General features: G+C 75.5%; 23 protein-coding genes and 5 pseudogenes. 12 read left to right on the top strand and 16 right to left on the bottom strand.

What is annotated here, in order from left to right; genetic code table 11:
- Positions 1-6 precede the first annotated feature (6 nt).
- Positions 7-479: pseudogene (locus KYY02_RS10510) on the bottom strand (DUF456 domain-containing protein); the annotation flags it as partial.
- Between the two features lie 172 nt (positions 480-651).
- Between KYY02_RS10510 and KYY02_RS10505 the strand changes: the two are divergent.
- The 3 genes and pseudogenes from KYY02_RS10505 (at position 652) to KYY02_RS10495 (ending at position 3,013) form a co-directional block, all read left to right on the top strand.
- Positions 652-2,118, top strand: a complete 1,467-nt coding sequence (locus tag KYY02_RS10505) for a protein phosphatase 2C domain-containing protein (protein WP_371237499.1) — start codon at positions 652-654, stop codon at positions 2,116-2,118.
- 60 nt (positions 2,119-2,178) lie between these two features.
- Positions 2,179-2,435, top strand: a pseudogene (locus tag KYY02_RS10500) (thiamine pyrophosphate-dependent enzyme); the annotation flags it as partial.
- A 149-nt stretch (positions 2,436-2,584) separates the two neighbouring features.
- Positions 2,585-3,013 (top strand): ATP-binding protein, encoded by a 429-nt coding sequence (locus tag KYY02_RS10495; protein ID WP_371237497.1) that lies wholly within the window; start codon positions 2,585-2,587, stop codon positions 3,011-3,013.
- Between the two features lie 38 nt (positions 3,014-3,051).
- Here KYY02_RS10495 and KYY02_RS10490 read toward each other — a convergent pair whose 3' ends face one another.
- Together KYY02_RS10490 and KYY02_RS10485 are read right to left on the bottom strand one after the other, a co-directional pair.
- Positions 3,052-4,095 carry a DUF2637 domain-containing protein gene (locus KYY02_RS10490; protein ID WP_371237495.1) on the bottom strand — a complete coding sequence of 348 codons (1,044 nt, stop codon included), beginning with the start codon at positions 4,093-4,095 and terminating at the stop codon, positions 3,052-3,054.
- Between the two features lie 301 nt (positions 4,096-4,396).
- Complete coding sequence (locus KYY02_RS10485) at positions 4,397-5,257, bottom strand: (2Fe-2S)-binding protein (RefSeq protein WP_371237494.1); 861 nt, start codon at positions 5,255-5,257, stop codon at positions 4,397-4,399.
- A 167-nt stretch (positions 5,258-5,424) separates the two neighbouring features.
- Between KYY02_RS10485 and KYY02_RS10480 the strand changes: the two genes are divergently transcribed.
- Positions 5,425-6,258 carry a GntR family transcriptional regulator gene (locus KYY02_RS10480; protein ID WP_371237493.1) on the top strand — a complete coding sequence of 278 codons (834 nt, stop codon included), beginning with the start codon at positions 5,425-5,427 and terminating at the stop codon, positions 6,256-6,258.
- Positions 6,259-6,442: 184 nt separating this feature from the next.
- Here KYY02_RS10480 and KYY02_RS10475 read toward each other — a convergent pair whose 3' ends face one another.
- Together KYY02_RS10475 and KYY02_RS10470 are read right to left on the bottom strand one after the other, a co-directional pair.
- A complete protein-coding gene (locus tag KYY02_RS10475) occupies positions 6,443-7,210 on the bottom strand; it encodes a hypothetical protein (protein WP_371237717.1) in 768 nt (255 codons plus the stop codon).
- Positions 7,211-7,369: 159 nt separating this feature from the next.
- Positions 7,370-9,043 carry a PucR family transcriptional regulator gene (locus KYY02_RS10470; protein WP_371237492.1) on the bottom strand — a complete coding sequence of 558 codons (1,674 nt, stop codon included), beginning with the start codon at positions 9,041-9,043 and terminating at the stop codon, positions 7,370-7,372.
- A gap of 342 nt (positions 9,044-9,385) precedes the next feature.
- Here KYY02_RS10470 and KYY02_RS10465 point away from each other — a divergent pair.
- Together KYY02_RS10465 and KYY02_RS10460 are read left to right on the top strand one after the other, a co-directional pair.
- Positions 9,386-9,628: pseudogene (locus KYY02_RS10465) on the top strand (FAD binding domain-containing protein); the annotation flags it as partial.
- A gap of 142 nt (positions 9,629-9,770) precedes the next feature.
- A pseudogene (locus KYY02_RS10460) lies at positions 9,771-10,924 on the top strand (XdhC family protein).
- Between the two features lie 14 nt (positions 10,925-10,938).
- Here the strand turns inward: KYY02_RS10460 and KYY02_RS10455 are convergent.
- Positions 10,939-11,379, bottom strand: coding sequence for an SRPBCC family protein (locus KYY02_RS10455; RefSeq protein ID WP_371237491.1), 441 nt, complete (start codon positions 11,377-11,379; stop codon positions 10,939-10,941).
- A 619-nt stretch (positions 11,380-11,998) separates the two neighbouring features.
- On the opposite strand from KYY02_RS10455, the gene KYY02_RS10450 reads away from it, so the two are divergent.
- Genes KYY02_RS10450 through KYY02_RS10435 form a run of 4 tightly spaced genes read left to right on the top strand, consistent with a single transcriptional unit; the run spans position 11,999 to position 14,989 of the window.
- Positions 11,999-12,214, top strand: a complete 216-nt coding sequence (locus tag KYY02_RS10450) for a hypothetical protein (protein WP_371237490.1) — start codon at positions 11,999-12,001, stop codon at positions 12,212-12,214.
- A complete protein-coding gene (locus tag KYY02_RS10445; RefSeq protein WP_371237489.1) occupies positions 12,211-13,041 on the top strand; it encodes a D-glycero-alpha-D-manno-heptose-1,7-bisphosphate 7-phosphatase in 831 nt (276 codons plus the stop codon). Before KYY02_RS10450 ends, KYY02_RS10445 begins: the two co-directional genes overlap by 4 nt.
- Complete coding sequence (locus KYY02_RS10440) at positions 13,038-14,033, top strand: glycosyltransferase family 9 protein (protein WP_371237488.1); 996 nt, start codon at positions 13,038-13,040, stop codon at positions 14,031-14,033. Before KYY02_RS10445 ends, KYY02_RS10440 begins: the two co-directional genes overlap by 4 nt.
- The gene (locus tag KYY02_RS10435) at positions 14,030-14,989 is read left to right on the top strand and encodes a glycosyltransferase (protein WP_371237487.1); all 960 of its coding nucleotides are present in this window, start codon (positions 14,030-14,032) and stop codon (positions 14,987-14,989) included. Before KYY02_RS10440 ends, KYY02_RS10435 begins: the two co-directional genes overlap by 4 nt.
- A 363-nt stretch (positions 14,990-15,352) precedes the next feature.
- Here KYY02_RS10435 and KYY02_RS10430 read toward each other — a convergent pair whose 3' ends face one another.
- From KYY02_RS10430 to KYY02_RS10410, 5 genes and pseudogenes are all read right to left on the bottom strand, one after another.
- Positions 15,353-15,673: a hypothetical protein gene (locus KYY02_RS10430; RefSeq protein ID WP_371237485.1), complete on the bottom strand. Its 321-nt coding sequence runs from the start codon at positions 15,671-15,673 to the stop codon at positions 15,353-15,355.
- A 126-nt stretch (positions 15,674-15,799) separates the two neighbouring features.
- Entirely contained in the window at positions 15,800-16,051 is a 252-nt protein-coding gene (locus KYY02_RS10425; RefSeq protein WP_371237484.1) for a hypothetical protein, read from the bottom strand.
- Between the two features lie 559 nt (positions 16,052-16,610).
- Positions 16,611-17,402 (bottom strand): S1 family peptidase, encoded by a 792-nt coding sequence (locus tag KYY02_RS10420; protein ID WP_371237483.1) that lies wholly within the window; start codon positions 17,400-17,402, stop codon positions 16,611-16,613.
- Between the two features lie 195 nt (positions 17,403-17,597).
- Positions 17,598-20,402, bottom strand: coding sequence for an AAA family ATPase (locus KYY02_RS10415; protein WP_371237482.1), 2,805 nt, complete (start codon positions 20,400-20,402; stop codon positions 17,598-17,600).
- 179 nt (positions 20,403-20,581) lie between these two features.
- Positions 20,582-20,946 (bottom strand): annotated as a pseudogene (locus KYY02_RS10410) (helix-turn-helix transcriptional regulator); the annotation flags it as partial.
- A 124-nt stretch (positions 20,947-21,070) separates the two neighbouring features.
- Here KYY02_RS10410 and KYY02_RS10405 point away from each other — a divergent pair.
- Positions 21,071-22,744, top strand: coding sequence for an AMP-binding protein (locus KYY02_RS10405; protein ID WP_371237480.1), 1,674 nt, complete (start codon positions 21,071-21,073; stop codon positions 22,742-22,744).
- 264 nt (positions 22,745-23,008) lie between these two features.
- Here KYY02_RS10405 and KYY02_RS10400 read toward each other — a convergent pair whose 3' ends face one another.
- The 5 genes from KYY02_RS10400 to KYY02_RS10380 form a co-directional block, all read right to left on the bottom strand.
- Complete coding sequence (locus tag KYY02_RS10400) at positions 23,009-23,554, bottom strand: GNAT family N-acetyltransferase (RefSeq protein WP_371237479.1); 546 nt, start codon at positions 23,552-23,554, stop codon at positions 23,009-23,011.
- Between the two features lie 43 nt (positions 23,555-23,597).
- Positions 23,598-23,762, bottom strand: coding sequence for a hypothetical protein (locus KYY02_RS10395; RefSeq protein ID WP_371237477.1), 165 nt, complete (start codon positions 23,760-23,762; stop codon positions 23,598-23,600).
- A 163-nt stretch (positions 23,763-23,925) separates the two neighbouring features.
- Positions 23,926-24,096: a hypothetical protein gene (locus KYY02_RS10390; RefSeq protein ID WP_371237476.1), complete on the bottom strand. Its 171-nt coding sequence runs from the start codon at positions 24,094-24,096 to the stop codon at positions 23,926-23,928.
- A gap of 34 nt (positions 24,097-24,130) precedes the next feature.
- Complete coding sequence (locus KYY02_RS10385; RefSeq protein WP_371237475.1) at positions 24,131-24,487, bottom strand: PRC-barrel domain-containing protein; 357 nt, start codon at positions 24,485-24,487, stop codon at positions 24,131-24,133.
- Positions 24,488-24,945: 458 nt separating this feature from the next.
- Complete coding sequence (locus tag KYY02_RS10380; protein WP_371237474.1) at positions 24,946-25,209, bottom strand: PH domain-containing protein; 264 nt, start codon at positions 25,207-25,209, stop codon at positions 24,946-24,948.
- Between the two features lie 196 nt (positions 25,210-25,405).
- Here KYY02_RS10380 and KYY02_RS10375 point away from each other — a divergent pair, with 196 nt between their 5' ends.
- The gene (locus KYY02_RS10375) at positions 25,406-25,816 is read left to right on the top strand and encodes a DUF5994 family protein (protein ID WP_371237473.1); all 411 of its coding nucleotides are present in this window, start codon (positions 25,406-25,408) and stop codon (positions 25,814-25,816) included.
- Positions 25,817-25,886 lie beyond the last annotated feature (70 nt).

Genomic DNA, 25,886 nt, shown 5'->3' with positions numbered 1-25,886 from the left:
GGGGCAGCCCCGGAGGACCGCGCCCGGCCACGCCGCCGTGACCAGCCGGCAGGTGAACAGCTCCGTCGGCACGCTCCGGCCGCCCGCGCGCATCGCCGTCCACAGCGCCGCCGTCGCCTCGCGGTGGCGGGCCGGCCGGAGCCGCTCGCAGAGGTGGATCCCGGCGAGGAAGCCCGGGACCGCGCCCACCACGGGCAGCAGCACGAAACCGAGGAACGAGCCGCCGCCCGCGTACGCCGGCATCCGGGCGTCGTCGCCGTCCGCCCGCAGCCGGCGGGGCGGCAGCGCCCAGCGCGCCGCCCGGGACAGGAGCGGCATCGCCCCCACGCACACCCACCACGCGGCGGGCCGCGGATCCTTCAGCGCCCACCACAGGCCCCCGGCCCGCACCGGCCACGACCCGGACACCCCGGCGGCGGCACTCCCCACAGTCCCAGCAGGAGCACCGGTCCGGCGAGCGGGAGGTCCCACGCTCCCATCGGTCCAGGGCGCGGGAGGCCGGGGAACGGCGCAGAGCGGGACGGTCCCGGCGGCCCCGCCTCGCACAACCGCCCCGCCGTTCACCCGGCCGGCCGTCCGGAGCGCGCCGCGGGGCGGGGATTTTCCCGATGCCCCGTTTCCGTCCGGCCCGCGCGGTGGACAATCGGTGGCATGAGTCAGCAGGGGGGAAGGCCCACCGGTCCCGAGGACGACTGGTGGGGGCGGCTGTACGACGGCGCCACCGGCGACACGGGTCCCGCACCGGCGCCGGATTCCCTGGACGACCGCTTCGCCTCGGCGTCCGGCACGCTGGATGCGGACGGGGCCGCCCCGGCAGGCTCACCCCCCGCCCCGACGGTCCCGGGCCCCCGCGAGGCCGGTCCCGCCGCACCGGCGGGCCTTCCGCCACGGCCCGCCGGACCACCGCCCCGCGCTCCCTCGGAACCCCCGCCCGCCGTGGCCGAGGACCCGGCGGCCCCACCCCCGAGGACCGGCCGCCCGCCCCGGCCGCAACCGTCACCCCCGCCCCTCGACCCCACGTCCGGCACGGCTTTCGGCTCCTGGACCCCCGCCACCGAGCCCGCGCCGCCCCCCACGGCCCCACCGGTCCCGGAGCCCGCGGACGGTCCCGCCCCCCGCGCCTCCCGCCTCGAGCCGCCCCCGGGCCCGCTCCCGTCCCGCGCCCACGTGGGGCCCCGGCCGCCCACCTACGACGCCGAGCCCACCGCCCTCCCGCAGGCCGACCCCGACGAACTGGACGACCTGGTACCGGACACCGTGCTGGACGGGGCCCGCTACGGTGCCTGCACCCTGCGCGCGGCCTCCGTGCGCGGGGACTCCGCGCGCTACCGGGGCGAGCCCCGCCGCGACGCGCTGCTGACCGCCCGTTTCGGGGCGGGGGAGCATGCCCTCGTCCTCGTGGCGCTGGCGACCGGCGCCCGGGCCGCGCCCGGGGCGCACCGGGCCGCCGCCGAGGCCTGCCGGTGGATCGGCGCGGCGGTGGGCCGCAGCCACGCCCGTCTCGCCCAGGACATCAGGGCCGCCCGGCGCGGCGACCTCAAGTCCGGCCTGCACCGCCTCACCGACCGCAGCCTCGGCAGACTCCGCGCCGGCGCGGCCGACCGGGGCCTCGAACCCGACGCCTGCGCGGCCACCCTGCGCTGCCTCCTGCTGCCCGCCGACCCCGAGTGCCGCACCCGGGTCTTCTTCGGCGTCGGCCCCGGCGGACTGTTCCGGCTGCGGGACGGCGCATGGCAGGACATCGAACCCGAGGGCACCGAGGCCAGAGGCGAACCCGTGGTCGGTTTCGGCTCGCCGCCCCCCGAGACGCCCGGGGGCGACCGCCTCACCGTGGACCTGGGCGTCCCCGCACCCCCGGGCCCGTACGGGCCCGCCCCCGAACCACCCCGCGAGCCCTTCCGCTTCCGCACCTCCGTGGCCCGCCGGGGTGACACCCTGCTGATGTGCGGCACCGGCCTCGCGGACCCCCTGCGCGGCGAGCGGGCGCTCCGCGCGCACCTCGCCGACCGGTGGTCCCGCCCCGAACCGCCCGGCCTCGCCGCGTTCCTCGCCGACACCCAGGTACGGGTCAAGGGATACGCGGACGACCGCACGGCCGTCGCCGTCTGGGAGGCGTGAGCGCACCCGGTGCGCATTCACGGAACCCGTCAGGCGCCTTCGACAGCCGAGGGCCGGACCCGCGCGTGCGGAGCCCACGGGGCGCGGGTGGAGCAGCCGAAGGAGCTCGCAGGGGCGCTGAAGTCCGCGTTCGGACACAGGGGGCCGGCCCTCGTCGGCATCGTCACCGACCCGGGCGCGCTGTCCGTCCCGCCGAAGATCGGCAAGGGAGGGTGACCGGTTTCGCCCTGTCCGCCTCCAGGACCGTGCTGGACGGAGGCGCCGTCCGGATGCTCCGGACGGCCCGCTCCCACCTGTGCGACGTGCCCCGGTCGTGACGGACCCACCCGACGCCGGCCCCGTGCGGTTGGTTGGCCGTTGCACTTCGGCCAACCACGGTTCGTGACCGTCCGGCACGACTGGCGCGTGGGCGACCGGGCAAGCATCTGCGTGAAGGTGTTCGAGTACAGGGGGGATCGACATCGGCATGCGGGCGGGGGGCACGAGGAGTCAGGCGTCGGCGGGCCGGCTGAGGTGCACGCTGAGGCGCACGCCGGGGCGGGCGGATCTGCGGGCGGTGCCCGAGTCCCGCAGGGCGCTGCGGGAACTGCTCAGGAACTGGGGGGCGCCGGAGCGCTCCGAGGTCGCGGAACTGCTCACCAGCGAACTCGTCACCAACGCCCTCGTCCACACCGGCCACGAGGCGGTCCTGACGGCCACCCTCGGACCCCGTGGACTACGGGTCGAGGTGCGTGACTTCGTGGACCGGGAGCCCCGTCCGCGATCACCGAGCGTCGACGACGGCACGCACGGCAGGGGCCTGGTACTGGTCGAGTCCCTCGCCGACGGATGGGGCGTCAGGAAGCACCGGGTGGGCAAGTCCGTCTGGTTCGAACTCGGCGCGGACGCGGCCTGAGGGGCGCGGACCGCACCCCCTCAGGCCGCGGCGGGGCGTCAGCCGAACTGCTGCTCCAGGTCCTTGAGCTTGCGCTCCAGGGAGTCCAGGCGCGGCAGGGCCTGGGTGTCGTCCTCGGCGGTGAGGTCGACGGTCTTCGGGTCAGCGCCGGTACGCACCGGCTGCAGGGAGGGACGCGCGCGGACGGGCAGGGCCTCCGTCGCCGGTATGGCAGGCTCCGCGGAGACCACGTCGGAGTCGTGCTCCATCGAGGGCGCCTCCAGCTCGCGCCCACCGCCCCGGCCCGTGAAGCCGCGGTGGCCCCGGCTGATCGCCTTCAGCCGGGCCCGCTCCATGCGCTGCTGGTCCCGCCTGCGCCGCTTCGCCTCGTCCTTGCGGATCTTGTCCTCGCGCACTTCCTCGACCGCCTCCTCGAGGCTGCGCACGCCCTCCAGCAGCATCAGCGACCAGGCGCGGTAGGTCTCCCGAGGAGCGCGCAGCCAGCGGACGATACGGATCTGCGGCAACGGCCGCGGCACCAGGCCCTGTTCGCGCAGGGCGGCCCGGCGGGTCTGCTTCAGCGCGCGGTCGAACAGGACCGCCGCCGACAGGGACATGCCCGCGAAGAAGTGAGGGGCGCCCGCGTGTCCGATGCCCCGGGGCGCGTGCACCCAGTTGAACCAGGCCGCGGCGAAGGCGAACGTCCACACGAGTATCCGCGAGCCGAGGGCCGCGTCGCCGTGGCTGGCCTCGCGCACGGCGAGCACCGAGCAGAACATCGCCGCACCGTCCAGGCCGAAGGGGACGAGGTACTGCCAGCCGTCGGACAGGCCGAGGTTCTGTTCGCCGAAGCCGACCAGGCCGTGGAAGGAGAGTGCGGCGGCCACCGCCGCACAGCAGAACAGCAGGACGTAGGAGACGGTGCCGTAGACGGCCTCCTTGCGCCTGCGGCGCTCCTCGCTGCGCTCCCACGAGTCGTCCGCGCTCGTGCTCTTGACCGAGGAGCGCTTCCCGCGCGCCAGCACCGCCACCGCCGCCAGCATGCCCAGGAGCAGCACGGCGCCCGGAAGCAGCCAGTTCAGCGATATGTCGGTCAGTCTCATCTAGGGGTCCCTTGCATTGGGATAGGGCGTAATGCCCGCCATAGTGGCCCAATCCCAGCAGCCCTCAGGGGGTTTCGGGGCAAGAGGCAGCCAAGGGAGTGCGAGGGGGCGCCCAGGGCGGCATTTTGCTCGAACTGCCGCGTGAGGGGCGGGAGTTGAGTTTGAATAAGACTACCCGCACGGGTGGTTCCACGGAAAGTTCCCGCGATGGGTGAGGGAATCGTGGAGCCTCTGTGACCTCTGCGGCGTACTCAGCGGATGATCTTACGCGCCCGGCGGGGCGGCGTCGACCGACGTGGTGTCAACCGGCCTGCGCGACCATGACGGTGGCCCGCTCGGCCGTCCGCCCGGTGGCGCAGGCGCGCGGACAGGTGGCGCAGATGTCCGCGGGGCGCAGGGTGTAGAACATGCAGCAGCTGACCCGGTCCCGGGTGGCGGGCGCAGGCTCCCCGTCGGGCCCGGTCGGCCGGCGGAAGGCCGCCGCGCCGACGTACGGCTTGGTCGCGCCCGGCAGCAGCAGCTCCAGCTCCCGCAGCCCCCGCTCCTCCTCGCCGAGCAACTGGGAGACGTACCGCAGGCTTTCGACGATCTCGTCGGTCGCCGTGCCCCACAGGGCCCGGCCGCGGCGTCGCATCCGGGGGCCGAAACCGGCCAGTACGGGTTCGAGGTGCTGGGCGACCGCCGCGCGCACCTCCGCCCGCAGCGCCTCCTCGTCGGGCACCACGCGGGCGCCGGGCAGCGCGGCGGCGGGGTCGCCGGGCAGACAGGCGAAACCGTCGGGCCGCACCGCCATGCGGCCCACGGCGAGACCGGCGGCGGTGCGGTCGAACGAGACGTGCGTCGCGGGGTAGCGCGGCACGCGGCGGTGCAGGAACCACGGCACGGTGATCAGCAGGCAGGCGGGCCAGGCGTAGCGGTGCAGGCCGAAGCTGGCGATCACGTCCGGACGGCCCTGCTGTCCGTAGTCCCGCAGCACCTGGGTGTCGTCCCAGGCGAGGAACCGCTCCAGCTCGGCCCCGCCCTCGGCGAGCCCCGACGCGGCGACCCAGCCACCGCCCGTGGGGGCCGTCTCGCCGGCGCCGAGCTCGGTGATGCCCAGGGCGGGGAACGCCTCCGCCAGGCGGGCGTACGCGTCCGCGACGGCCGAACCGGGCGCGGGCATGGGACCACCCCTTCACGTCTCGAAAAGCACGGCAATAAAGGTAAGGCTCACCTTACCCAACATCGCGGCGATATGAACGGGTACCCCGGTGCGTTTATGGTGCTTGACGGACAGGCGACAACCCGCCGTAATGACCTCAAGTACCGAAACGTCCGCAGGAGGACCTTGTGAAGCAGGGCACGCAGGGCTCCGCAGCGACGGGGGACGCGGTGACCGGCCCGGCCGCGGCGGGCCGGTTCCGGGTGCCCGCGCAGCCGGCGGGGTCGGACGCCTGCCGGGAGCGCGACCGGCGCGACCGGCCGGAGCGTGCCGGGGGCGATGCCGTGCGCGGCGAGCACACACACGGCGAACCCGCCCTTCCCCGGCCCCGGCCCGTCGTCCAGCGGTCCTCCGTGCGCGGACAGGTCCTCGGCGCCCTGCGCACCGCGCTGGTGACGGGCGACCTGCGGCCCGGCGAGGTGTACTCCGCGCCCGTGCTGGCGGAGCGGTTCGGTGTCTCCGCCACGCCGGTGCGGGAGGCCATGCAGCAGCTCACGCTGGAGGGCGCGGTGGAGGTCGTGCCCAACCGCGGGTTCCGGGTCGTCGAGCGGAGCGCGCGGGAACTGGCCGAACTCGCCGAGATCCGGGCGCTGATCGAGGCGCCGGTGATGATGCGGCTGGCGCGGACGGTGTCCGTCGAGCGCTGGGCAGAGCTGCGGCCGCTCGCCGAGGCGACGGTCCGGGCGGCGTCCTCCGGGTGCCGGGCGACGTACGCGGAGGCGGATCGTGCCTTTCACCGGGCGGTGCTCGAGCTCGCCGGCAACGAGCAGCTGGTCCGGATCGCCGAGGACCTGCACCGGCGTGCGCAGTGGCCCCCGGTCGGGTCCGGTCCGGGGGCGCGCGGGCGGGTGGAGCTGGTGGCCGACGCCCACGAGCACACGGCGCTGTTGGACGCGCTGATCGCGGGTGATCCGGACGTGGTGCGGTCGCTGGTGGAGGAGCACTTCGACGGGGCGGTCTGAGAAGGGACGGCCCGTGCGGCCGCTGCCGGGTTTCCTCGCCCCGCCACCCCTTCCCGTCCTGTCCGGGGGGCTGCGTGCCCGGGTTCCTTCGGCCCTGCGGGCCGCCCCGCCCAAGTGCCGGACGGGCTGGGGACACGGCCCCCTCCTCAAGTGCCGGACGGGCTGGAGGTGCGGGCCGGGTCGGTCACGCCGGCGCCGTGTCCTGGGTCGGTGGGGTGAGGTGTCGGGTCAGCCAGGTGGGGACGCCGCCCAGGAGGCGGAAGAGGCGGCGGGCCTCCTCGCGGAGGCGGGAGGCCTCCGGCTCGGTCTCCGTGTCGGCCAGGGAGACCAGGGCCGGGGCCGTGCCGACGAGGTAGCCCAACTCCTCGCGGATCCGCAGGGATTCGGCGAAACCGTGCCGGGCCTCCGCCAACTCGCCCTCGCGCAGCGCGAGTCCGGCCAGGTGGCGCCAGGTGGCCGAAAGCAGCAGCGGGTCGGAGTGCGCGGTGGCGCCCGCGTGGGCGCGCCGGTACGCGGCCCGCGCCGCCTGTGGCGACCGGGTGAGGTTCTCGGCGATCAGCCCGCGCCGGAAGTCCAGCAGCGCCCGCCCCGCCGCGCCCGGCGCGATCAGCGCCGCCGCCCGGCCGAGCGCGGCCCGCGCCTCGTCGGCCCGGTCACGGACCTGGAACAGCGTGGCGGCGTAGGCCAGGTACCCGCGTTCACAGGCGGCGGCCCCCCGTTCGTCGTCGCTGTGCGCCAGCGCCTCGGCCGTGCGCAGCGCGTCCTCGGCCTCCTCCCACCCCGCCGCGGTGTACAGGCACCGCTCCACCAGCAGCGACGCCCGCTGCAGCGCCGCGTCGGGGCCGGCCGGTTCGAGCAGGGCGGCGGCGTCGGCCCAGCAGGCACGGGAGCGCAGCCGCCACACCGCCGTCTGGAGGGGATCGTCATCGGCGGTCGTTCCGTCACCGGACATGGCGGTGTGCGCCACGTTGCCCTCCCCGAGCACGCCATCGAGCTGTTGAGTGGTGGCCGCATCTCAGCACGAACCACCGGGCCCGGCCAAGAGGGCGGGTGAAGGATTTCACAAAGTCCCGGATCGCGGGCCGGATCGCGCGCCCGCCTCCGGACGGGTTCAGCTCATCCGCAGCGCGAGGAAGAAGTCCAGCTTGTCCTCCAGTCGGGACAGGTCACGGCCCGTCAGCTGTTCGATGCGGCCCACGCGGTAGCGCAGCGTGTTGACGTGCAGGTGGAGGCGGGACGCGCAGCGGGTCCAGGAGCCGTCGCAGTCGAGGAACGCCTCCAGGGTGGTGATCAGCTCGGCGCGGTGCCGGCGGTCGTAGTCCCGCAGCGGGCCGAGGAGGCGGGCGGTGAAGGCGCGCCGCACGTCGTCCGGGACGAAGGGGAGCAGCAGGACGTGCGAGGCGAGCTCCTGGTGACCGGCCGCGCAGACCCGGCCCTGGCGGGCCGCGGCCACACGCCGGGCGTGCCGCGCCTCCTCCAGCGCCCCGCGCAGCCCCTCGGCCGAGTGCACGGTGGCGGAGACGCCGAGGGTGAGCCGGCCGTCGCCGTCGAGCCCGGCCGCGAGCGGGTCGCGCACGGATGCGAGGAGCGCCTCGGCGAGGACACCGGTGCCGGAGTCGTCGTGCTCGCCGGTCACCGAGGGCAGCGGTACGAGGGCGATGGCCTCGTCGTCGGTGTGGGCCACCGCGATGCGGTCGGAGTGCTCGGGCCCCGCCGACGCCGGGCCGGCCATGATCTCCTCCAGCAGGGCCCGGGCCACCGGCCCGCCGTCGAGCTCCCCGCCGTCCCAGTCGACGCGTGCCACCACGACCTGCCAGTGCGGCGCGGTCCCGAGCCCGGGCAGCAGCACCGGCGCGGCCACCCGCAGCCGCGCCGCGATCTCCGCGGGCGCGGCGCCCGTCCGCACCAGCTCCAGCACCTCCTGCGCGAGCCGGCGCCGCACCGTGCGCGCGGCGTCCCTGCGGTCCCGCTCGACGGCGATCAGCTGGGTGACGCCGTGCAGCAGGTCCAGCCGCTCCTCGGCCCACTCCCCGGCGTCCGCCTCGACCACCAGCACCCAGTCCGACAGCGCCGTCTCGCGCACGTCGTGCGGTGCCGACGCGGAACGTCCGCTGCCGCGCACCGGGAAGAGGCTGTACGTCGTCCGGTCCCGCGTGACCCGGTGCGGGCCGTGCCGGCCGGTGCGGGCGGCCGACAGATGCTCCGCGGCGAGCCCCGCGCACACGTCGGCGGGCAGCGGCGGGCCCGCCGACCCCGCCCCGGCGATCAGCCGGCCGGTGGGCGAGAGCACCCACGCCCGTAGGTCCAGGTCCGAGCCCAGCAGGTCGAGCACGACCTCCGGGCCGCCGCCCGCCGGTCCGGAGCTCATCATCCGCCGGTGCCGGTCCACCACGGCCGCCAGGTCACCGGCGCGCTCGCCCGACACCTGCCGTACGACGTGCTCGGTGATGGTCGCGAAGGCCACCGACTCGTGCACCGCGAACAACGGCAGCCGGTGCCGCGCGCAGGCCACGACCAGGTCGTCCGGCACGTCGCCCAGCTCCGCCGTGCCGGCCGCGACGGCGGCCACCCCGGCCTGCGCCAGGATCCGCACGAACGACTCGGAGTCCGCCGCGTCCCGGCGCCAGGCCAGACCCGTGAGCACCAGTTCCCCGCCGGAGAGATAGCGGCTGGGGTCCCTCAGGTCGGTGGTCATCACCCCGCGCACACCGCGTTCCAGCTCGTCCTCGCCGCCGAGCAGCCTCAGGCCCAGCGCGTCGGTGTCCAGCAGAGCGCGCAGCCGCATTCTCGTCTCCGTCGTTTCTTGTCTCGATACCTGCGATGGACCGTGGAGGGATCTCCCGGAGAGGGCCCGTCGGGTGGCTGGTCAACGGTGTCGGCCGTGTCCTGGACCGTGTCCCCTGTTTCCGGAGGAAGGTGGGGAGGCTACAGACGACCTCCGTTCATATGAATCTACAAGATGACCTCGCTGGCCAGCCAACTCCTTCATGGCTTCCGTGACCGACCCCGCGGGGCGCACGACGGTGTACCGGCCGAACCCCGAGTGAACCCGACGAGGACGAGCCGGGCCCGCCGCACCCGGACTGGCTTGATCCGTACGCCCACGAGACGAGGAGGAGAGCCGGTCGTGGACCTCCTTCGCCCCGCCGGCCGGGAGGAGGCGCTCGCCGCGAAGGCCGGGCACCCCGCCGCTGTGCCGGTCGCGGGTGGCACCGACGTGATGGTCGAGATCGACTTCGATCACCGCCGGCCCGGGTACCTCATGGACCCGAACCGCGTCGGCGACCTGTACGAGGGGGAGGCCGGCGAGGACGTCGTACGGCTCGGCGCCTCCGTCCCGTACGCGCAGACCGTGGAGCACCTGCGCGCCGCAGGGCTCGGGGACCAGGGGCGGCATCGGCGAGTCCGTCCTCCGCCCGGGACGTCTCACCACCGGGACCGTGTGACCCCGCCGCCGCTGCGGGCAGTCGTGTCTCCACCGCCCGCACGACCGCAGCCGAGGGGAGCGGGACATGCTGGACATCGCCGAGGAGCTGGACCGGTGGGTCGAACAGGGCCGTGACTTCGCGGTCGCCACCGTGGTGGCGGTCGGCGGCAGCGCGCCCCGCGGGCCCGGCGCCGCGCTCGCGGTCGACACCGCGGGGACGGCCGTCGGCTCGGTCTCCGGGGGTGCGTGGAGGGCGCGGTGTACGAGCTGTGCGAGCAGGCGCTGAGGGACGGCGACACCGTCCTGGAACGCCTCGGCCACAGCGACGAGGACGCCTTCGCCGCCGGGCTGACCTGCGGCGGGGTCATCGACGTCCTGGTCACACCGGTACGGACGGCGGACCCCGCCCGCCCGGTGCTCGCCGCCGCGCTCGCCGCCGCCGCACGCGGCGAGGCGGCCGCGCTGGCGCGGATCGTGAGCGGTCCGGCGGAGCTGAGGGGCCGCGCGCTGACGGTCCGCCCGGACGGTTCGTACCGCGGCGGCTTCGGCGACCGTCCGGAGCTGGACCGCACGGTCGCCGTCGAGGCGGGTGCCTTCCTGGACGCCGGCCGCACCGGGACCCTGGAGATCGGCGAACAGGGCTCGCGTTGCGGAGCACCGCTCACGCTCCTGGTCGAGTCCTTCGTCCCCCCGCCCCGGATGATCGTCTTCGGGGCGGTCGACTTCGCGGCGGCACTGGTCCGGATCGGCAAGTTCCTCGGCCACCACGTCACGGTGTGCGACGCCCGCCCCGTGTTCGCCACGCGCGCCCGCTTCCCGGAGGCCGACGAGATCGTCGTCGAGTGGCCGCACACCTACCTGGAACGCACACCCGTCGACGCGCGCACGGTCCTGTGCGTCCTCACCCACGACACCAGGTTCGACGTGCCCCTGCTGGAACTGGCCCTGCGCCTGCCGGTGGCGTACGTCGGCGCGATGGGCTCCCGCCGCACCCGCCTGGACCGCGACGCCCGACTGCGCGAGGCCGGCGTGACCGACCTGGAGCTGGCCCGCCTCAGATCGCCGATCGGCCTCGACCTGGGCGCCCGCACACCGCAGGAGACCGCTCTGTCCATCGCGGCCGAGATCGTCGCGAACCGGCGCGGCGGCAGCGGCGCGCCCCTCACCGGGGCCCACACCCCGATCCACCACGACGACGGGGACGGACCGGCGGGCCGGCCCGCCGGTCCGGTGGTCTGAACGCCCCGGAGCCGTCACGCCTGCCGCAGCAGGCGGTTCACCGCCCGTCCGAACACCAGCCGGCCCGCCCGCGCCAGGACCGCGTCGCAGAAGGAGGGCAGGAAGCGGACGCCGATGTCCTCCCGCCACACCACCCGCGCCCGGCCGCCCGGCCCCGGCCGTACCTCGATCTCCGCCCAGCCGGTGACGGTCCGGCCGCGCTTCTCCAGTCGGCAGTACCCCGGGGAGCCGTCCTGCGGGGGCTGCCACACCGTCACGTCCATCGGGTCGTCGAAGGAGAGCGGGCCCAGGCCCGTGCGGGCGACGATCCTCGTGCCCGCGCCGGTGGGCGGGGGAGTGCGCACCGTCATCCGGGTCAGCGGGACCGCCTCCCCGTGGCGGGGCCACGCCGTGATCCGGCGCCAGGCCTCGTCGGGGGAGAGGGGCGCCGTGCGCTGGAGCTGGAAGGTGGCCACGGGGGAATCCTAGGAAATCCGCCCGGCCCGTCGGCACGCCCGGGTACCGCTCACCCGACCGGCCCGGCCCCGGCCGGTACCGGCACCACCGGTACGCCTCTGCGGGCTCCGCCTTCCCCGGGACGAGCAGTCGGGGAACCGTCACGAACCCGTGGCCCCCCTTCCTCAGCCCGGCGATGGTGCCGGGGACGGCCGGCACCGTGCCGTCGCAGAAGTCGTGGAGCAGGATGCCGGGTGCAGCCGCTCAGGGCCGGGGCCGGCGCCGCGGCCGTGGTCGCCGCCGCCCGGAACGCGGTCCCCGGTCTTTTCGTCTTCTTGGTCGCAGAAGGTGCGACCGGACCGTGCAGGGCGTCCATCCGTAGTGTGGAGAGCCTCTTCGCGTGCTCCCGTACCGACGGGCCGAGGCGTGCGAAGAGCGTCACCCGGCCGGGCGGCCGTGACCTGAAGGGACGCCCAAAAGGCACCGGAACCGCCTTGATGCGCACAAGCTGTCATCAAGTGTTTGAGACGGCCGCGAACGCGGCACCCGCGTGCCGGTGGAAACCCACCCCCAGGGACGGAGCACAGCCCCGATGTGCATCCTTCGTACCAGAGCCCCCTCCCGGGGGAGAGCGTTCGGATGACGTCGTACGCCGTCGTGATCCCCACCCCGCTGCGGGAGAACCTCGCCGACCGCCTCGCCGCGCCGGCCGCCGGGCACGGACCGCGCACCCGCCGCGAGGTGACCACCGTGCCGGCCGCCGGCGTCGTCATCCCGCCCGCCGCGACCTGGCACCGGCCGGCCGGGGCCTGGCGCCACCGCGACGCCCCCGCCCGGCGGGAGGCGGTCCGGTGAGCCCGGTGCGGGCGGTGCTGTTCGACCGCGACGGCACACTGGTCCACGACGTCCCCTACAACGCCGACCCCGACCTGGTACGGCCCGTCGACGGCGCCCGTGAGGCGCTCGACGCGCTCCGGGCCCGCGGCATCCGCACCGGCGTCGTCACCAACCAGTCCGGCATCGCACGCGGACTGCTCACCGAGGCCGATGCCCGCCGGGTCAACCGGCGCGTCGACGAACTCCTCGGCCCCTTCGACGTCTGGGCCGTCTGCCCGCACGGCCCCGACGACGGCTGTCCCTGCCGCAAACCCCGGCCGGGCATGATCCTCCGGGCAGCCGGCCGCATCCGGGTGGACCCGGCCGACTGCGTCGTCGTCGGCGACATCGGCACCGACGTGGAGGCCGCGCGACGCGCCGGCGCCCGCGCCGTCCTCGTCCCCACGCCGGAGACCCGCCCCGAGGAGACCTCCGCCGCGCCCCACGTGGCCCCGGACCTCCCGGCCGCGGTGCGCCTGATCCTGGGCACCCCGCCGTGGGACGGGCCCGCGGCCCCCCGGCCGCCCACCGGCCCGGGGGAGGAAGCGCCGCCGGGGAGCGCGGGTCCGGCCGCGCCCGTCCCCGCGGACGCACCGCCACGCGACGGCACGCCGGGCGCCTGCCCGCACGGTGTGCGGCGCCCCGGCCACGGCCCGGGGCCGGACGCCCCGCCGGACGAAGCGGGGCGCGTCCGGCGCCGGTCACCGCGGACCGGCGCCACGGCCGCCGCCGGGGCGGACGCGGAAGGCCGCCCGACCGGCCCCGTCCCCGGCGCGGAGCGCCCGCCATGGGGGAGGCCCGTGTGAAAGCCCTCGTCACCCGGCTCGACAGCTTCGGCGACGTGCTGCTCGCCGGGCCCGCCGTGCGGGCCGTCGCCGCCCGGGCCGGCACCGTGACCCTGCTGTGCGGGCCGCACGGGGCGCCCGCCGCGAGGCTGCTGCCCGGGGTGGACGAGGTGCTCGTCTGGGACTCGCCGTGGACCGGGTTCCAGCCGCCCCAGGCCAGCCGGGAGGAGGTCGACGCACTCGTCGACGCCGTCGACGCCGACACCGCGCTGATCCTCACCTCCTTCCACCAGTCCCCGCTGCCCACCGCCCTCCTCCTGCGCCTGGCCGGGGTCCGCTTCATCGCCGCCGACAGCGAGGACCACCCCGGCTCCCTCCTCGACGTGCGCCACCACCGAGCCCCCCACGCCCACGAGGCGGAGGCCGCGCTCGACCTCGCCGAGGCCGCCGGCTTCCCCCGGGTCGACGACGGACGGCTGAGGGTGCTCCCGCCGCCCGCGACCGGAGCGCTCACCGGCTTCGGGGAAGGGGAGTACGTCGTCGTCCACCCGGGCGCCAGCGTGCCCGCCCGCGCCTGGAGCCCCGACCGGTGCGCGCAGGCGGTGCGCGAACTCACCGCCGCCGGACGCCGGGTGGCCGTCACCGGCGGTGCGGGGGAGCGGGACCTGACCGCGTACGTCGCCGGAGACCGCGCCGTCGACCTCGGTGGCCGCACCGGGGCCGCCGAACTCGCCGGCGTGCTCGCCGGGGCCGCCTGCGTGGTCACCGGCAACACCGGTCCCGCCCACCTCGCCGCCGCCGTCGACACCCCGGTGGTGTCCCTGTTTGCGCCGGTCGTCCCCGCCGAGCGCTGGCGGCCGTACGGGGTGCCGCACATGCTGCTCGGCGACCAGGGCGCACCCTGCGCCGGGACACGTGCCCGGAGCTGCCCCGTACCCGGGCACCCGTGCCTGGACACCGTGACCGCGCTCGACGTCGTCGCGGCGGTCGACAAGCTCGTGGAGGCGACATGAGGATTCTGCTGTGGCACGTGCACGGGTCGTGGACCACGGCCTTCGTGCGGGGCCCGCACACCTACATCGTCCCCGTCACCCCGGACCGCGGACCCGACGGACTCGGCCGCGCCCGCACCTTCGACTGGCCCGACTCCGTGATCGAGGTGCCCCCGGAGCGCCTCCGAGACCAGGACGTCGACGTCGTCGTCCTGCAACGCCCACACGAACTCGCCCTGGTCGACCGGTGGTTGGGACGCCGCCCGCCCCTGGTCTACCTGGAGCACAACGCCCCGCACGGCGGTCCTCCGGGGGTGCCCGACACCCGGCACCCCGCCGCGGACATCCCCGGCGCCCCCCTCGTCCACGTCACCCACTTCAACCGCCTGATGTGGGACGCCGGGAGCACCGAGACCGTCGTCGTCGAGCACGGCATCGTCGACCCCGGGCCCTTGTGGACCGGTGAACTACCGCACGCCGCCGTCGTGGTCAACGAGCCGGTGCGGCGTGGCCGTACCACCGGCACCGACCTGCTGCCGGCCTTCGCCGACGCCGCGCCCCTCGACGTCTTCGGCATGCGGACCGAAGGCCTCGCCGACCACCTCGGCCTGCCCCCCGACCGCTGCCGCTCGTACGAACTGACGCAGGCGGAACTGCACGAAGCGCTGGCCCGCCGCCGCGTCTACGTCCACCCCGTGCGCTGGACCTCCCTCGGCCTGTCCCTGCTGGAGGCGATGCACCTCGGCATGCCCGTCGTCGCCCTCGCCACCACCGAGGTCACCGAGGCGGTACCGCCCGGCGCCGGTGCGGTGTCCAACCGCGTCGACGTACTGACCGACGCCGTACGGGACTTCGTCGCCGACCCGGCGCTCGCCCGGCGCACCGGTGAGCGCGCCCGCGCGGCGGCGCTCGCCCGCTACGGGCTGTCCCGCTTCCTGGACGACTGGGAACGGCTGCTCAAGGAGGTGACCCGATGAGGCCCGCCACGGTGTCCGGGCACGCGAGCCCCCTCGCCGCACCCTGCGGCGTCGACGACACCGCCGTACCCCGCGCCGCCCCCGGCCGCCCGCCACCTCGCCCTCCGACACGGCCCGGCGTGCGGGTTCGGACCCCGCTTCCCGGGCGTTCGCCCTCGCGGCCGCGTTCCGTGCGCGGGCCGTGGCCGCGCAGGCCTTCGCCCTCCCGCAGATTCTCGTCGGCGGCCGTGCCGGCGTCCTGGTAGGAGCCCCCTGAGCCTTGTCGTGGAGCCGGGCCCGGCGGGCGTCGTACTCCTTGCTTCCGGGGCCGGGCACGGCGCTCACCTCCTGTCGCGCCGGGTCCTGTAGCCCGCGGGGCAACGCTCAGCCGCCGGACCACCGGCACAGCAGCCGGAACGCCGCGAAGAGCGTGGGCGGCCACACCGCCGCGAAGGCCCAGATCGCCCCCGGGGCCGAGGTGACGATGCCGGTCACCATCAGTGCGACGGACACCGCGAGCAGGACCGCCACGGTCCGGCCGTGCGGCCGGCAGGAGGCGATCCGCACCAGCGGGCGCGTCAGGTCGGGCCCCCGGCGGAGCCGGAGGGTGCGCAGCCGCCGGTCCAGGCGGCGGTCGCGCCGGAGCGTCCGTTCTATCTCGTCGAGGATGTGCTGCTCGTGTTCGGGAAGCCGACCGATGGACACCGTCTCTCCTCCGACGACCGCTGGGACACGGTCGTCCGGGTGCCCGCCGCCCGCCCCGTCTAACCGGCGCCGGCGCGCGGGGCCGGCACCTCCACCAGCCGGTCCGCCCCGCCCGGCGCCCGCCCCTCACGGAATGCGTCGCGCACCTGCCGGCCGGCCCCCGGCCCGAGGTCGGACACCAGTCCCACCACCGTTCCAGCCGCGTGCGTCCAGCCGCTCGGCGGTCAGCAGCGCGGACCAGCCGCAGGCGTGGGCCTGCGCGGTCACCTTGGCGCCGACGGCCACCGGGTCGATCGCCAGCACCGGCGTGCCGACCCGCAGCACCAGTACCAGCCCGTGCGGCCGGTCGGTGACGACCGGGTCGAGGCGGGCCGGCACGGAAGCCGAACCATCCGGTCAGCAGGACCCTGCGCGGCCCCGGCCGTTCCCGGCCGTCCACAGCGCGCACCGGGTGCCCGCTCCGGCGGTGCGCGGGCATGACGACGACGAAGTCCGACCTCTCGGAGGCACCCGCTCCGCCCGGAGGCCCCGGCCCCGCCGCGGTTCCTGCCCGGGTCCGACGGCCTGTTCCCCTCCCGCGCCGGCCGCACCCGCGTCGTACCGCCCGGGCCCGGGGCCGCCACCGGCGGGGCGACACCGCCCGCCGCGCCCTCCTCGTCGACGGCTTCCCGGCGGGTCCGTGGCGGCTGGGCGAACACGCCCTGGTCCGTCGGGCCGTCCGCCCGGCTCGACGGGCGACAGCGGGCGCGGGTCGTCGCCGAGGGGGAGCGGACGCTCCACGCGGCGCCCCCCGGGGGGCGGCGTACGACATCCGCCTCGGGACCGTGCGGGAGTGGACGCGGTCATGGAGAGGGGGCGTTGCGGGCTGCTCGTGGAAGCCCGCGACGCCCCCTGGTTCGCCGCCTGAGGGGTACTCAGGAATCCACGGGGGTGCGCGTCACCCGTTGACCTGTGCCGTCACGTCCGCGGAGAACGTGGTCAGCCGGGTGTAGACGCCCGGGTAGCCGGCCGCCGCGCAGCCGTTGCCCCAGGAGGTGATCCCCGCCAGCCGGCCGCCGATCAGCAGCGGTCCGCCGCTGTCGCCCTGGCAGGTGTCCACACCGCCGGAGGAGTAACCGGCGCACACCATGTCGCTCTGTACGTACCGGCTGCCGTAGGAGCCGCGGCAGCCGGTGTCGGAGACGGTCGGCACGGTCGCGGTGCGCAGCTGGTCGGAGGAGCTGCCGCCCGAGGAGGTGGTGCCCCAGCCGATGATGCGGGCGGTCGTGCCGGCCGCGTACACCGAGGTGTCGGAGGAGGAGACGTAGGGCGCCGTGGTGTACGGCATCGACGTCGACAGGGTCAGCACGGCCACGTCGTCGCCCCGGGTGACGGATCTGTAGGCAGGGTGGATCCATATCCTGCTGACCCTGGCGACCGTGCCGTTGGTGCCGTTGAGGTAGGTGCGCCCGCCGACCACGCGCACGCTGCTCGTGCTCTCGCCGACCATGCAGTGCGCGGCCGTGACCACCTTGGTGGGGGAGACGAGGGTGCCGCCGCAGAACTGGTCCTGCGAGGCGTCGGTGATCTGCATCATGAACGGGTACGCGGACGTCGTGGTCGTCGTACCGCCGACGATCGGCTGCGGGGCGGCGACGGCGGAGGAGGGAGCGGCGATCAGCGCCGTCGCGGCGGCGGCGGCGGTCGCTGCGGCGGCGGCGGCCTTCTTGGCACGGGTGAGCCCGGACATGGGTCTCCTCACGGGTTGCCGGTGGGGGATCGCGCGGGTGGGGGTCGAGCACGAGGGCTCGGGGCCGGCCCCCGTGTGCCCGGCGAGCGGCACGCCGTTACGCTACGGCCCGGAGCGCGATCGCCCCAATGAGGGAACTCCCTAGGGGAGTTGGGGCAGGGAAAACCCTCGGTCGCCCCGGTGGCGTCCCGCGGGCTACGGGGTGCGGCGGCCCGCCGCGAGGCGGACGATGTCGACCCGGGAGCGGATGCCCAGCTTGCGGTAGACCCGGGTGAGGGTCGCCTCGACGGTCTTCACACTGATGAACAGCCGGCCGGCGATCTCCCGGTTGGTGGCGCCCTCCATCACCAGCGCGGCGACCTGCCGTTCCATTGCGGCCAGTTCGTCCAGGGCGCTCGGTGCGGCGGCGGGCACGGTCTCCGGTTGCGTGGGACCGGCGGCCACGGCCCGCTCCACCTGACGCAGCCACGGCAGCGCGCGGCAGCGCCGGAAGAGCCGGGCGGCCTCGTCGTACGCCCCCGGCGCCCGTCCGCGCAGCCGGGCCAGCACGAAGGCGGCCCGCGCCTCCTCCAGGCCGTACCCCAGCTTGGCGAGCCGCTCCTGCGCCGACGCCAACTGCGCGTGTGCCGCCTGGTGTTCACCGCGTGCCGCGCGCACCAGCGCCTCGGCGCGGTCGAGCACCGCGAGAACGCTCGCACGGTTCAGACGCAGCGCGTGCACCCGTGTGACGTCGATGAGCTCCTGCGCCTCGCCGACCTCGCCGACCCGCACCAGCGCCTCGGCGAGGTCGCCCTGCCAGCGGCCCCGCGCCGGGTCGCTGATGCCCATGCCGTGCTCCAGCTCCCGCACCCGGCGCAGCGAACGGACCGCGGCCTGCGCGTCCCCCGCCGCCGACTGGGCGTAACCGAGGGCGGCCAGGGCGAGGGAGAGGTAGAGCTGGTCGCCGTCCACCTCGGCGTGGTCCGCCGCCTCGCGGGCCAGCGTCAGCGCCCGGTCCACGTCCCCGCCCGACGCCTCCGCGAGCGAGGCGAGCATGGCCGAGGCGCTCTCGCCGATCCCCGAGTCCCGGGCCAGCCGCAGGCTCTCGCGGGCCAGGTCCAGGGCCCGGCCGCAGTGCCCGAAGCGCAGTTCGGTGTCGGCGAGCAGCCGCGAGAAGTGCACCTCGCTCTCCACCATGCCGCGCCGCCGCGCCTCCCGCAGCAGCGCGGTGACGGCCGTACGGGCCTCGGGCAGCCGGTCGCTCATGAGCAGCCAGCGGAACCTCGCCATGGCGGCGCCGTTGTGGTGGCAGGCCACGTCGGGGTCCTGGGGCTCCTGGAGCGCCCGCCGGATGGTGGCCGGGGCGTCGGGGTGGCCCATCAGGGTCTCGGTGGACGACTGGAAGGCGAGCGCCATCAGCTCGGTGCGCCGGTCGCCGCCCCGCGCGGCCAGCTCCGCGGCGTGCGCGGCCTCCTGGCGGGACTTGGCGAAGTCGCCGCCCACCACCACCTCCCGCCAGGCCAGCTGGTAGTGGACCAGCGCCAGCAGCCGGGGGTCGTCACCGGCGTCGGCCAGCACCTGCGGGAACACGGCGTCGACCTCGCCGAGCGCCTGTCCGGCCGCCTCGATGACCACCATCCACGCCCGCACCCGCTCCGCCGGCGCCGTCGCCCGGGTCAGCACCTCGCGCGCTATGTCCCGGGCCAGGTCGGCCTCACCGGCGGTGATCGCGTCCTCGGCTGCCCGGAGCCGACGCTCGTCGGGGCCCGGCCCGCCGTCGGCCGGGGTGTGCCGGGCGGCGAGCAGCCCGAGCGAGGCGGCGACCGAGGGCGCCCCGCGGTCCCGGGCCAGCGTGGCGGCCTCGGCGAGCCGGGCCGCCACCTCAGGATCGGGGCCGGTGGCGGCCAGCGCCAGGTGCCGGGCCCGCTCGATGGGGTCGGAGGCCGCCGTGGACAGCGCCGTGTGCACCGCCCGTCGCTCCCCCGCAGGGGCCTCCGCGTACAGGGCGGCCGAGATCAGCGGATGCGCGAACCGCAGCGCCGGCTCCTCCGGGTCCGTCGCCAGCAGCCCCAGCGCGACGGCCTGCGCCGTCTCCGTCTCGGCGTTCCCCCGGCCGGCCGCGTGCAGCAGCGCCAGGGTGGGACGGGCTCCCGCGCTGGCCACCAGCAGGGTGCGGCGCGCCTCGTCCGACAGCATCTCCAGGCGGCTCAGCACCAGGGCCCGCAGCGAGGTCGGCACCGGCAGCGGCTCGCCCGGTCTGGGCCGGGTGGGGCTCTCGGCGAGGGCGCGGCCCAGTTCGAGGGCGAACAGCGGGTTGCCGCCGCTGGTGCGGTGGATGTCACGGGTCGTGGAGCGGGACAGACCGGTGTAGCCGCGGTGGTCGAGCAGCGCGGACACCTGGGTCCAGGAGAACGGGCCCAGCCGCACCGCGAGCGTGTCCGGCGGGCAGGCGAGCAGATGACGGTCGTACTCCTCGCCGTCCGTGCGCACCGCGCACACCATCCGCACGGGGCTGTCGCCGAGCCGCCGGGCGGCGAAGCCGAGGAGTTCGGCGCTGGCGGAGTCCAGCCACTGGAGGTCGTCGGCGACGACGAGGACCGGACCCTCGGCGGCCAGCGCCCGCAGCGTCGACAGCACCGCGAGGCGCAGCGCGAGGCCGTCCCGCTGGAGGGTGGACTCGCCGCGCCCGGTGAGCGCCGACTCCAGGGCGGTGCGCTGGGCGGCGGGCAGCCGGGCGGAGACCCTGTCGAGGACCAGGCCGAACAGATCGGCCAGTGCCAGGAACGGAAGATGGGATTCGGACTCCGTGGCCGAGCAGCGCAGCACCGTCCCCGTCGCACCGGCGTTTTCCGCCGCAAGTGCCCGCAGCACGGTCGACTTTCCTATTCCCGTGGGGCCGTGCAGCAGCACGCTGCCCCCGCGGGCCAGCTGTTCCCGGGCCTCGGAGTACAGCTCCTCACGGCCTATGACCAGGTCGGGGCGGTACCTGGCAGACTCCTTGAAGTCCCGTCGCACGGTCACCGCTCCCTCCGTGTGGCGTGTCCTGGCCAATATTAGGCAACAGGTTCCTTAATTCCGGGCGGACCGTGTAGTGAGGCAAATTACAGCGGGCCGGACGGCGGTGAAATCCAAGGCTGTACCGCTGGTAATACCCGTCATGGGAGAACACCGCAAACCCGTGGCAACCACCCCGCCCGGCGGCCCGCGACCACGGCCCGCGCCCGTCGCCGTACGACCACCGGTACGGCGACGACGGCGCGCAGGCGCTTGGCGGCCACCGGAGCGTCGTACCCGTGGCTGATCCGCCGCGAGGCGGAGCAGCCCGTCACCGCGCACGGCCGGGCCGGCGCCACCGCCTTGCCGCCCGGACCGCTTCCCGGGACCACCGCGAGCGCGCTCAGCGCGGGCGTCGCGGTGCCGCTCGGCTCACTGCGCGCACCTGCCGTCGGCCGGGCTCCACCAGCCCGCCGAAGGCGACCGGCAGTCCGGTCGCGTGCCGCGGCCGTACTGCCGGCGCCCCGCGGCTCTCCACCGCGTCGCCCGCCCCCACCGGGTCAGCCGTCACCTGCTCGCCCCCTCGCCGCGGTTCCCGTGCGGACGCACACCCCCGTTCGGGATAGTGGGACCCGCATCACGGATTGCACGACGGCGGGGAGCCGCCCGGCAATGGTCCGGCACGAGGAGGAGACATGACGACGGCGACGGAGGAGTTCCGCAGAGCCCGGGACTTCCTGCTGGAACACCGCGAGGACTACGCCACCGCCTACCGGGACTTCGCCTGGCCCCGGCCCGAGCGGTTCAACTGGGCCCTCGACTGGTTCGACGTGATCGCGGACGGCAACGACCGCACCGCGCTGCACCTCGTCGAGGAGGACGGCGCCGCGACCCGGCTGTCCTTCGCCGACCTCGCCCGCCGCTCCGACCGGGTCGCGAACTGGCTCCGGCAGCGGGGTGTGGCCGCAGAGGACCGGGTGCTGGTGATGCTCGGCAACCAGGCCGAACTGTGGGAGACCGCCCTGGCCGCGATGAAGCTGCGCGCCGTGGTCGTCCCGGCCACCCCGCTGCTCGGCTCCGCCGACCTGCGCGACCGCGTCGGGAGGGGCCGCGTCCGCCACGTGATCGCACGCGCCGCGGACACCGCGAAGTTCGACGGGGTGCCCGGCGACTACACCCGGATCGCGGTGGGGGAGGGGGCCGGTGCGGGCTGGCAGCCGTACGCGGACGCCCACGGCGCCGCCGAGCACTTCGCGCCCGACGGGCCCACCCTCTCCGACGACCCCCTGATGCTGTACTTCACCTCCGGCACCACCGCCCGCCCCAAGCTGGTCGAGCACACCCACACCTCGTACCCGATCGGCCATCTGGCGACCATGTACTGGATCGGCCTGAAACCCGGCGACGTGCACCTCAACATCTCCTCGCCCGGCTGGGCCAAGCACGCCTGGTCCAACCTGTTCGCCCCGTGGAACGCCGAGGCGACCGTCTTCCTGCACAACTACACCCGCTTCGACGCGTCCCGCCTGATGGCCGAGATGGACAAGGCCGGCGTCACCACCTTCTGTGCCCCGCCGACCGTGTGGCGCATGCTCATCCAGGCCGATCTGGCGCAACTGCGCACCCCGCCCCGCGAGGTCGTCGCCGCCGGCGAACCCCTCAACCCCGAGGTCATCGAGCAGGTCCGGCGTGCCTGGGGCGTCACCGTCCGGGACGGATTCGGCCAGACCGAGACCGCCGTCCAGGTCTCCAACAGCCCCGGTCAGGTCCTCAGGACCGGCTCCATGGGCCGCCCCAGCCCCGGCTACCGGGTGGAACTCCTCGACCCGGTCTCCGGCGCCCCCGGCGCGGCCGAGGGCGAGATCGCGCTCGACCTCTCCGACCGCCCGGTGGGCCTGATGGCCGGCTACCACGGCGACCCCGACCGCACGGCGGAGGCGATGGCCGGCGGCTACTACCGGACGGGCGACATCGGCTCCCGCGACGAGGACGGGTACATCACCTACGTCGGACGCGCGGACGACGTCTTCAAGGCGAGCGACTACAAGATCAGCCCCTTCGAGCTGGAGAGCGTCCTGCTGGAGCACGAGGCGGTCGCCGAGGCGGCCGTCGTGCCCGCTCCGGACGAGCTGCGGCTGGCCGTCCCCAAGGCGTACATCGTGCTCGCGGAGGGCTGGCGGCCCGGCCCGGACACCGCGAAGGTGCTCTTCGAGCACTCCCGCGAGGCGCTCGCCCCGTACAAGCGCGTCCGCCGCCTGGAGTTCGGCGAGCTGCCCAAGACCGTCTCCGGCAAGATCCGCCGCATCGAACTGCGTGAGGCCACGGCCGCCGGCTCCACGGACGAGTACCGCGAGGAGGACCTCCGGTGACCGGTCCCTCCCCCGCGCACGGGACCAGCCTGCCCCGTTGCTCGGCGGCACTGTCGGCCCCGGCCCGGCGATCGCCGCGTGGCCCGGCCGCGAGGCCCTGGCCGGCTCCCCAGGACGGGGCGGCCGGCGCCGGGGAGCCGGCGATGCGTTCGCGCACGGCGCCGTGGAAGCCTGGCTCCTCCACCATCGGACCGAACCACTGCTCGACCCGGGCCGCCGGACCGGGGAACCCGGGGAAGTCCTGCTCGCCCGCCGGTCCGATCGTCATCCGGGCAGTGTGCCGGACGTTCCGGCGGTGCGCGGAACGTCCGCGCGCATGCACACGCGCGGCCACCGGTCGAGCCCGTGCCCGGCCTCCTCGGCGCGGATCCGGCGCAGCCCGGGCGTGAGTTCGGGCCCGGCCAGGGGACGGAAGCCGAGCCGCGCGTAGTACGGGGCGTTCCACGGCACGTCGGCGAACGTGGTCAGCGTCAGCGCCGTCAGGCCCTGCGCGCGGGCGTGCTCGGCGGCGTGGGCGAGCAGGGCGCGGCCCACGCCGCAGCGGGCGGCGCGCGGGTGGACGGAGACCTGCTCCACATGGAGCGCGCCGTCGACCGGTTCGGCGATCAGATAGGCGACGGGCAGGTCGCCGGGGGTTTCGGCCGCGACCCAGCAGCGGCCCGCCCGCCGGTGGCGCTCCAGCACGTCCAGGGCGGGCGGTTCGTCGTCGGCGACGTCCGGCATGCCGAGGTCGCGGAACGGCTCGCCGGCCGCCCGCTCGATGTCCTGGAGGGCGGGCAGTTCACCGGATGCGGCGGGACGGATGTGCATCCGCCGAGTATCGGCCGCTCGGGGCGGGCCCGTCGCCGGGTTTTCAGGCCCCGTCGGCGTCCGGTGCGTCCGCCGGGCCGTTCACCGGCCGCGGGACGCCGGTGGGGTCGAGCAGGAACAGCGGGACGTCCAGGGCGTCGGCGCGGATCCGGGCCTCCTCGGAGTGTCCGGCGGTGGACAAGCACAGGAACGCCGCGGATTCCGTCATCGCCGTCAGCCAGAGGCACTCCACGTCCCGAGGGGGCACCGGAGGGGCCGACGGGTCCACCTGGGCGAGTACTCCACGGCCCGCCGGACCGATCCCGGACGGGAGCGGCCGGCGCGGCGGACGTCCCCGTGACCGGGCCGGCGCAGGTGCAGCACGGCGCGTCTCAGCGCACGCGTCGGCGCCGGCCGGAGCGCCGGATGTGCAGGCCCAGGTGCACCAGGGCCGCGACGAACACCACGATCCCGATGACGAGCAGGTAGAACAGTCCTTTGGCGACGACGCCGATGATGCCCAGCACGATCGCCGCGATGACCAGGAGCAGGAAGAGCGTCATGACGTGAGGCACCTCTCCGGTTCGGCAGGGGCGTTCAGCGGCGGGCGAGCTGCCGTTCACCGTTCGCACCGGGCCGATAGGGCAGGCCGTAGTGCGCGAACACCGCTGCCTCGTCCTCGACGGGCAGCACGTCGTCGGTGCCGATCGCCGGGCTCTTCTTCACCAGCGACCGGTCGTAGCCGACCCTGACGTAGCCCGGTCCCACGACCGCGTCGTCCAACGGGACGAAGACCAGGTGGCGGCGGGTGGGCAGCCCCACCTGAACGGTGGCCATGGCGGGTTCGTCGGTGCTGGTGTCCACGTAGACGGCCTCCAGCGTGCCGATCTTGTGGCCACCCGCGTCGACGATGTCGTGGGCGCGCCACTCACGAATATCCGCACTCCGGATCATCCTTCGGTCTCCCCTCGCGCGGTGGTGTGCCCGAAGAGGGCACTCTCAGGGTGCCCGAAGCGGCCGGGGTGACACCTCCGGTCGCAGGCCGACGCGGACGGGTGCCGTGGACGGGGACGGCCGGGGCGCCGGGGACCCCGACGAGTGTTCCCACCCGCGCACGTGCACCCGTCGACCGGGGAGCCGCGTCGAAGCGGCGTGCCGGCTCCTCGTTTCCGAGGAGCGGCTCGCAAGAACCCGGCGCCTGGACCGGGGCGGGAGCGGGCCGGTGCCGTGCGGTCAGCGCGGACGAACGCAGGCGAGCGTCGATCCCGCCCGGAGGCCTCGTCCGGACGGGCGGAACCCGGTCTCCGCGCCCCCGCCGGGACGGCCGCCGCGGCCCGGCCGGCGGTGTCTCCGGGTGTCGCGTTCACAGCGGCCACCAGCCGGGCGGCCGCCGAGGCGGGATCGGAGGGGGATCAGTTCCGCCTCTGCTCCTGGCCGGCGTGTCCGGTCCACCGGCTGGACTCCAGCCACGAGCGTGCCGGTTCCGCCGCGCGGGTGGTGTCCACGGTGAGTTCGAGACGGGTCCCGCCGCCCTCGCCGCTCGCCGGATAGCTGCGCTGCTCGGTGGCGGCGAAGCAACGCCGGAGAACCTCCGCCACCCGCCGGGCGTCCTCGGGCGACGCCGCGACGATGTGAACTTCGGCGTGCCCGGCCGGGGGTGCTTCCTGGGGCTCCATGTGGACCTCACTGTGCGGCTGGCTGGATGCGGCTGGACCAGGGTGCCGATCACTCTACTTCGTCGTGCCGCCTCCCGGCCCTCGGCCATGGCGGACGGCGCTCCCCGTACGGCCCGCCCGAGGAGTACCGAGGATTTCCCGAGCACCGGTTTCCACGCCTGTGTCGTTTTCGGCGATCCAATACGCCGGGTCGGTCGTGACCGGTTCGAGGCAGGGTCCGCGTCGTGACTGCGACCGTTTTCCGCCCGAAGACATCCGAGGACCGGTTTCCCCGCCCCCTCCACGCCTCTCCCTCGCCCCCGCAGGCTCCGCGCCGGCCCTGCTGGACGGCGCCTGGTGGCCGCGCTCGCGTGACCTCCACGCCGAACTGCCCGCACTGGCGGCGGTGCTCGATCCGTTGTGGGGACGGATCACCCGGATCACGGTGAACCCCGCCCGGTGGCCGGTCGTACCGCGCAGGGTGCCCGTCGCCGGGCACGTGGTGAAGGTGGGCTGGTTCCGGGCCGAGCAGGACCCGCACGGGCTGCTGCTGTTCTCGTACCACGGGGGCGCTGGAACCTGCTGGTCGTCCCTCCGGAGACGGACCCTGACCCGGCCGCCCGGCTGATGACCGCCGCGAGCGACCCGCGGCGGACCGGGACCGCGAGCCGGCTGGTGGCGGACGCCTCGCATCCGAG

It is taken from the genome of Streptomyces pimonensis (assembly GCF_041380215.1).
GTDB lineage: Bacteria > Actinomycetota > Actinomycetes > Streptomycetales > Streptomycetaceae > Streptomyces > Streptomyces pimonensis.
This window is presented reverse-complemented; position numbering and strand designations above follow the sequence as displayed.

What these genes read in the sequence shown, in the direction of transcription:
- KYY02_RS10505 (WP_371237499.1), top strand. Translation starts at nt 652, where the DNA reads ATGAGTCAGCAGGGGGGAAGGCCCACCGGTCCCGAGGACGACTGGTGG.
- KYY02_RS10495 (WP_371237497.1), top strand. Translation starts at nt 2,585, where the DNA reads ATGCGGGCGGGGGGCACGAGGAGTCAGGCGTCGGCGGGCCGGCTGAGG.
- KYY02_RS10490 (WP_371237495.1), bottom strand. Translation starts at nt 4,095, where the DNA reads ATGAGACTGACCGACATATCGCTGAACTGGCTGCTTCCGGGCGCCGTG.
- KYY02_RS10485 (WP_371237494.1), bottom strand. Translation starts at nt 5,257, where the DNA reads ATGCCCGCGCCCGGTTCGGCCGTCGCGGACGCGTACGCCCGCCTGGCG.
- KYY02_RS10475 (WP_371237717.1), bottom strand. Translation starts at nt 7,210, where the DNA reads ATGTCCGGTGACGGAACGACCGCCGATGACGATCCCCTCCAGACGGCG.
- KYY02_RS10470 (WP_371237492.1), bottom strand. Translation starts at nt 9,043, where the DNA reads ATGCGGCTGCGCGCTCTGCTGGACACCGACGCGCTGGGCCTGAGGCTG.
- KYY02_RS10450 (WP_371237490.1), top strand. Translation starts at nt 11,999, where the DNA reads ATGACGTCGTACGCCGTCGTGATCCCCACCCCGCTGCGGGAGAACCTC.
- KYY02_RS10435 (WP_371237487.1), top strand. Translation starts at nt 14,030, where the DNA reads ATGAGGATTCTGCTGTGGCACGTGCACGGGTCGTGGACCACGGCCTTC.
- KYY02_RS10420 (WP_371237483.1), bottom strand. Translation starts at nt 17,402, where the DNA reads ATGTCCGGGCTCACCCGTGCCAAGAAGGCCGCCGCCGCCGCAGCGACC.
- KYY02_RS10405 (WP_371237480.1), top strand. Translation starts at nt 21,071, where the DNA reads ATGACGACGGCGACGGAGGAGTTCCGCAGAGCCCGGGACTTCCTGCTG.
- KYY02_RS10400 (WP_371237479.1), bottom strand. Translation starts at nt 23,554, where the DNA reads ATGCACATCCGTCCCGCCGCATCCGGTGAACTGCCCGCCCTCCAGGAC.
- KYY02_RS10395 (WP_371237477.1), bottom strand. Translation starts at nt 23,762, where the DNA reads ATGACGGAATCCGCGGCGTTCCTGTGCTTGTCCACCGCCGGACACTCC.
- KYY02_RS10390 (WP_371237476.1), bottom strand. Translation starts at nt 24,096, where the DNA reads ATGACGCTCTTCCTGCTCCTGGTCATCGCGGCGATCGTGCTGGGCATC.
- KYY02_RS10385 (WP_371237475.1), bottom strand. Translation starts at nt 24,487, where the DNA reads ATGATCCGGAGTGCGGATATTCGTGAGTGGCGCGCCCACGACATCGTC.
- KYY02_RS10380 (WP_371237474.1), bottom strand. Translation starts at nt 25,209, where the DNA reads ATGGAGCCCCAGGAAGCACCCCCGGCCGGGCACGCCGAAGTTCACATC.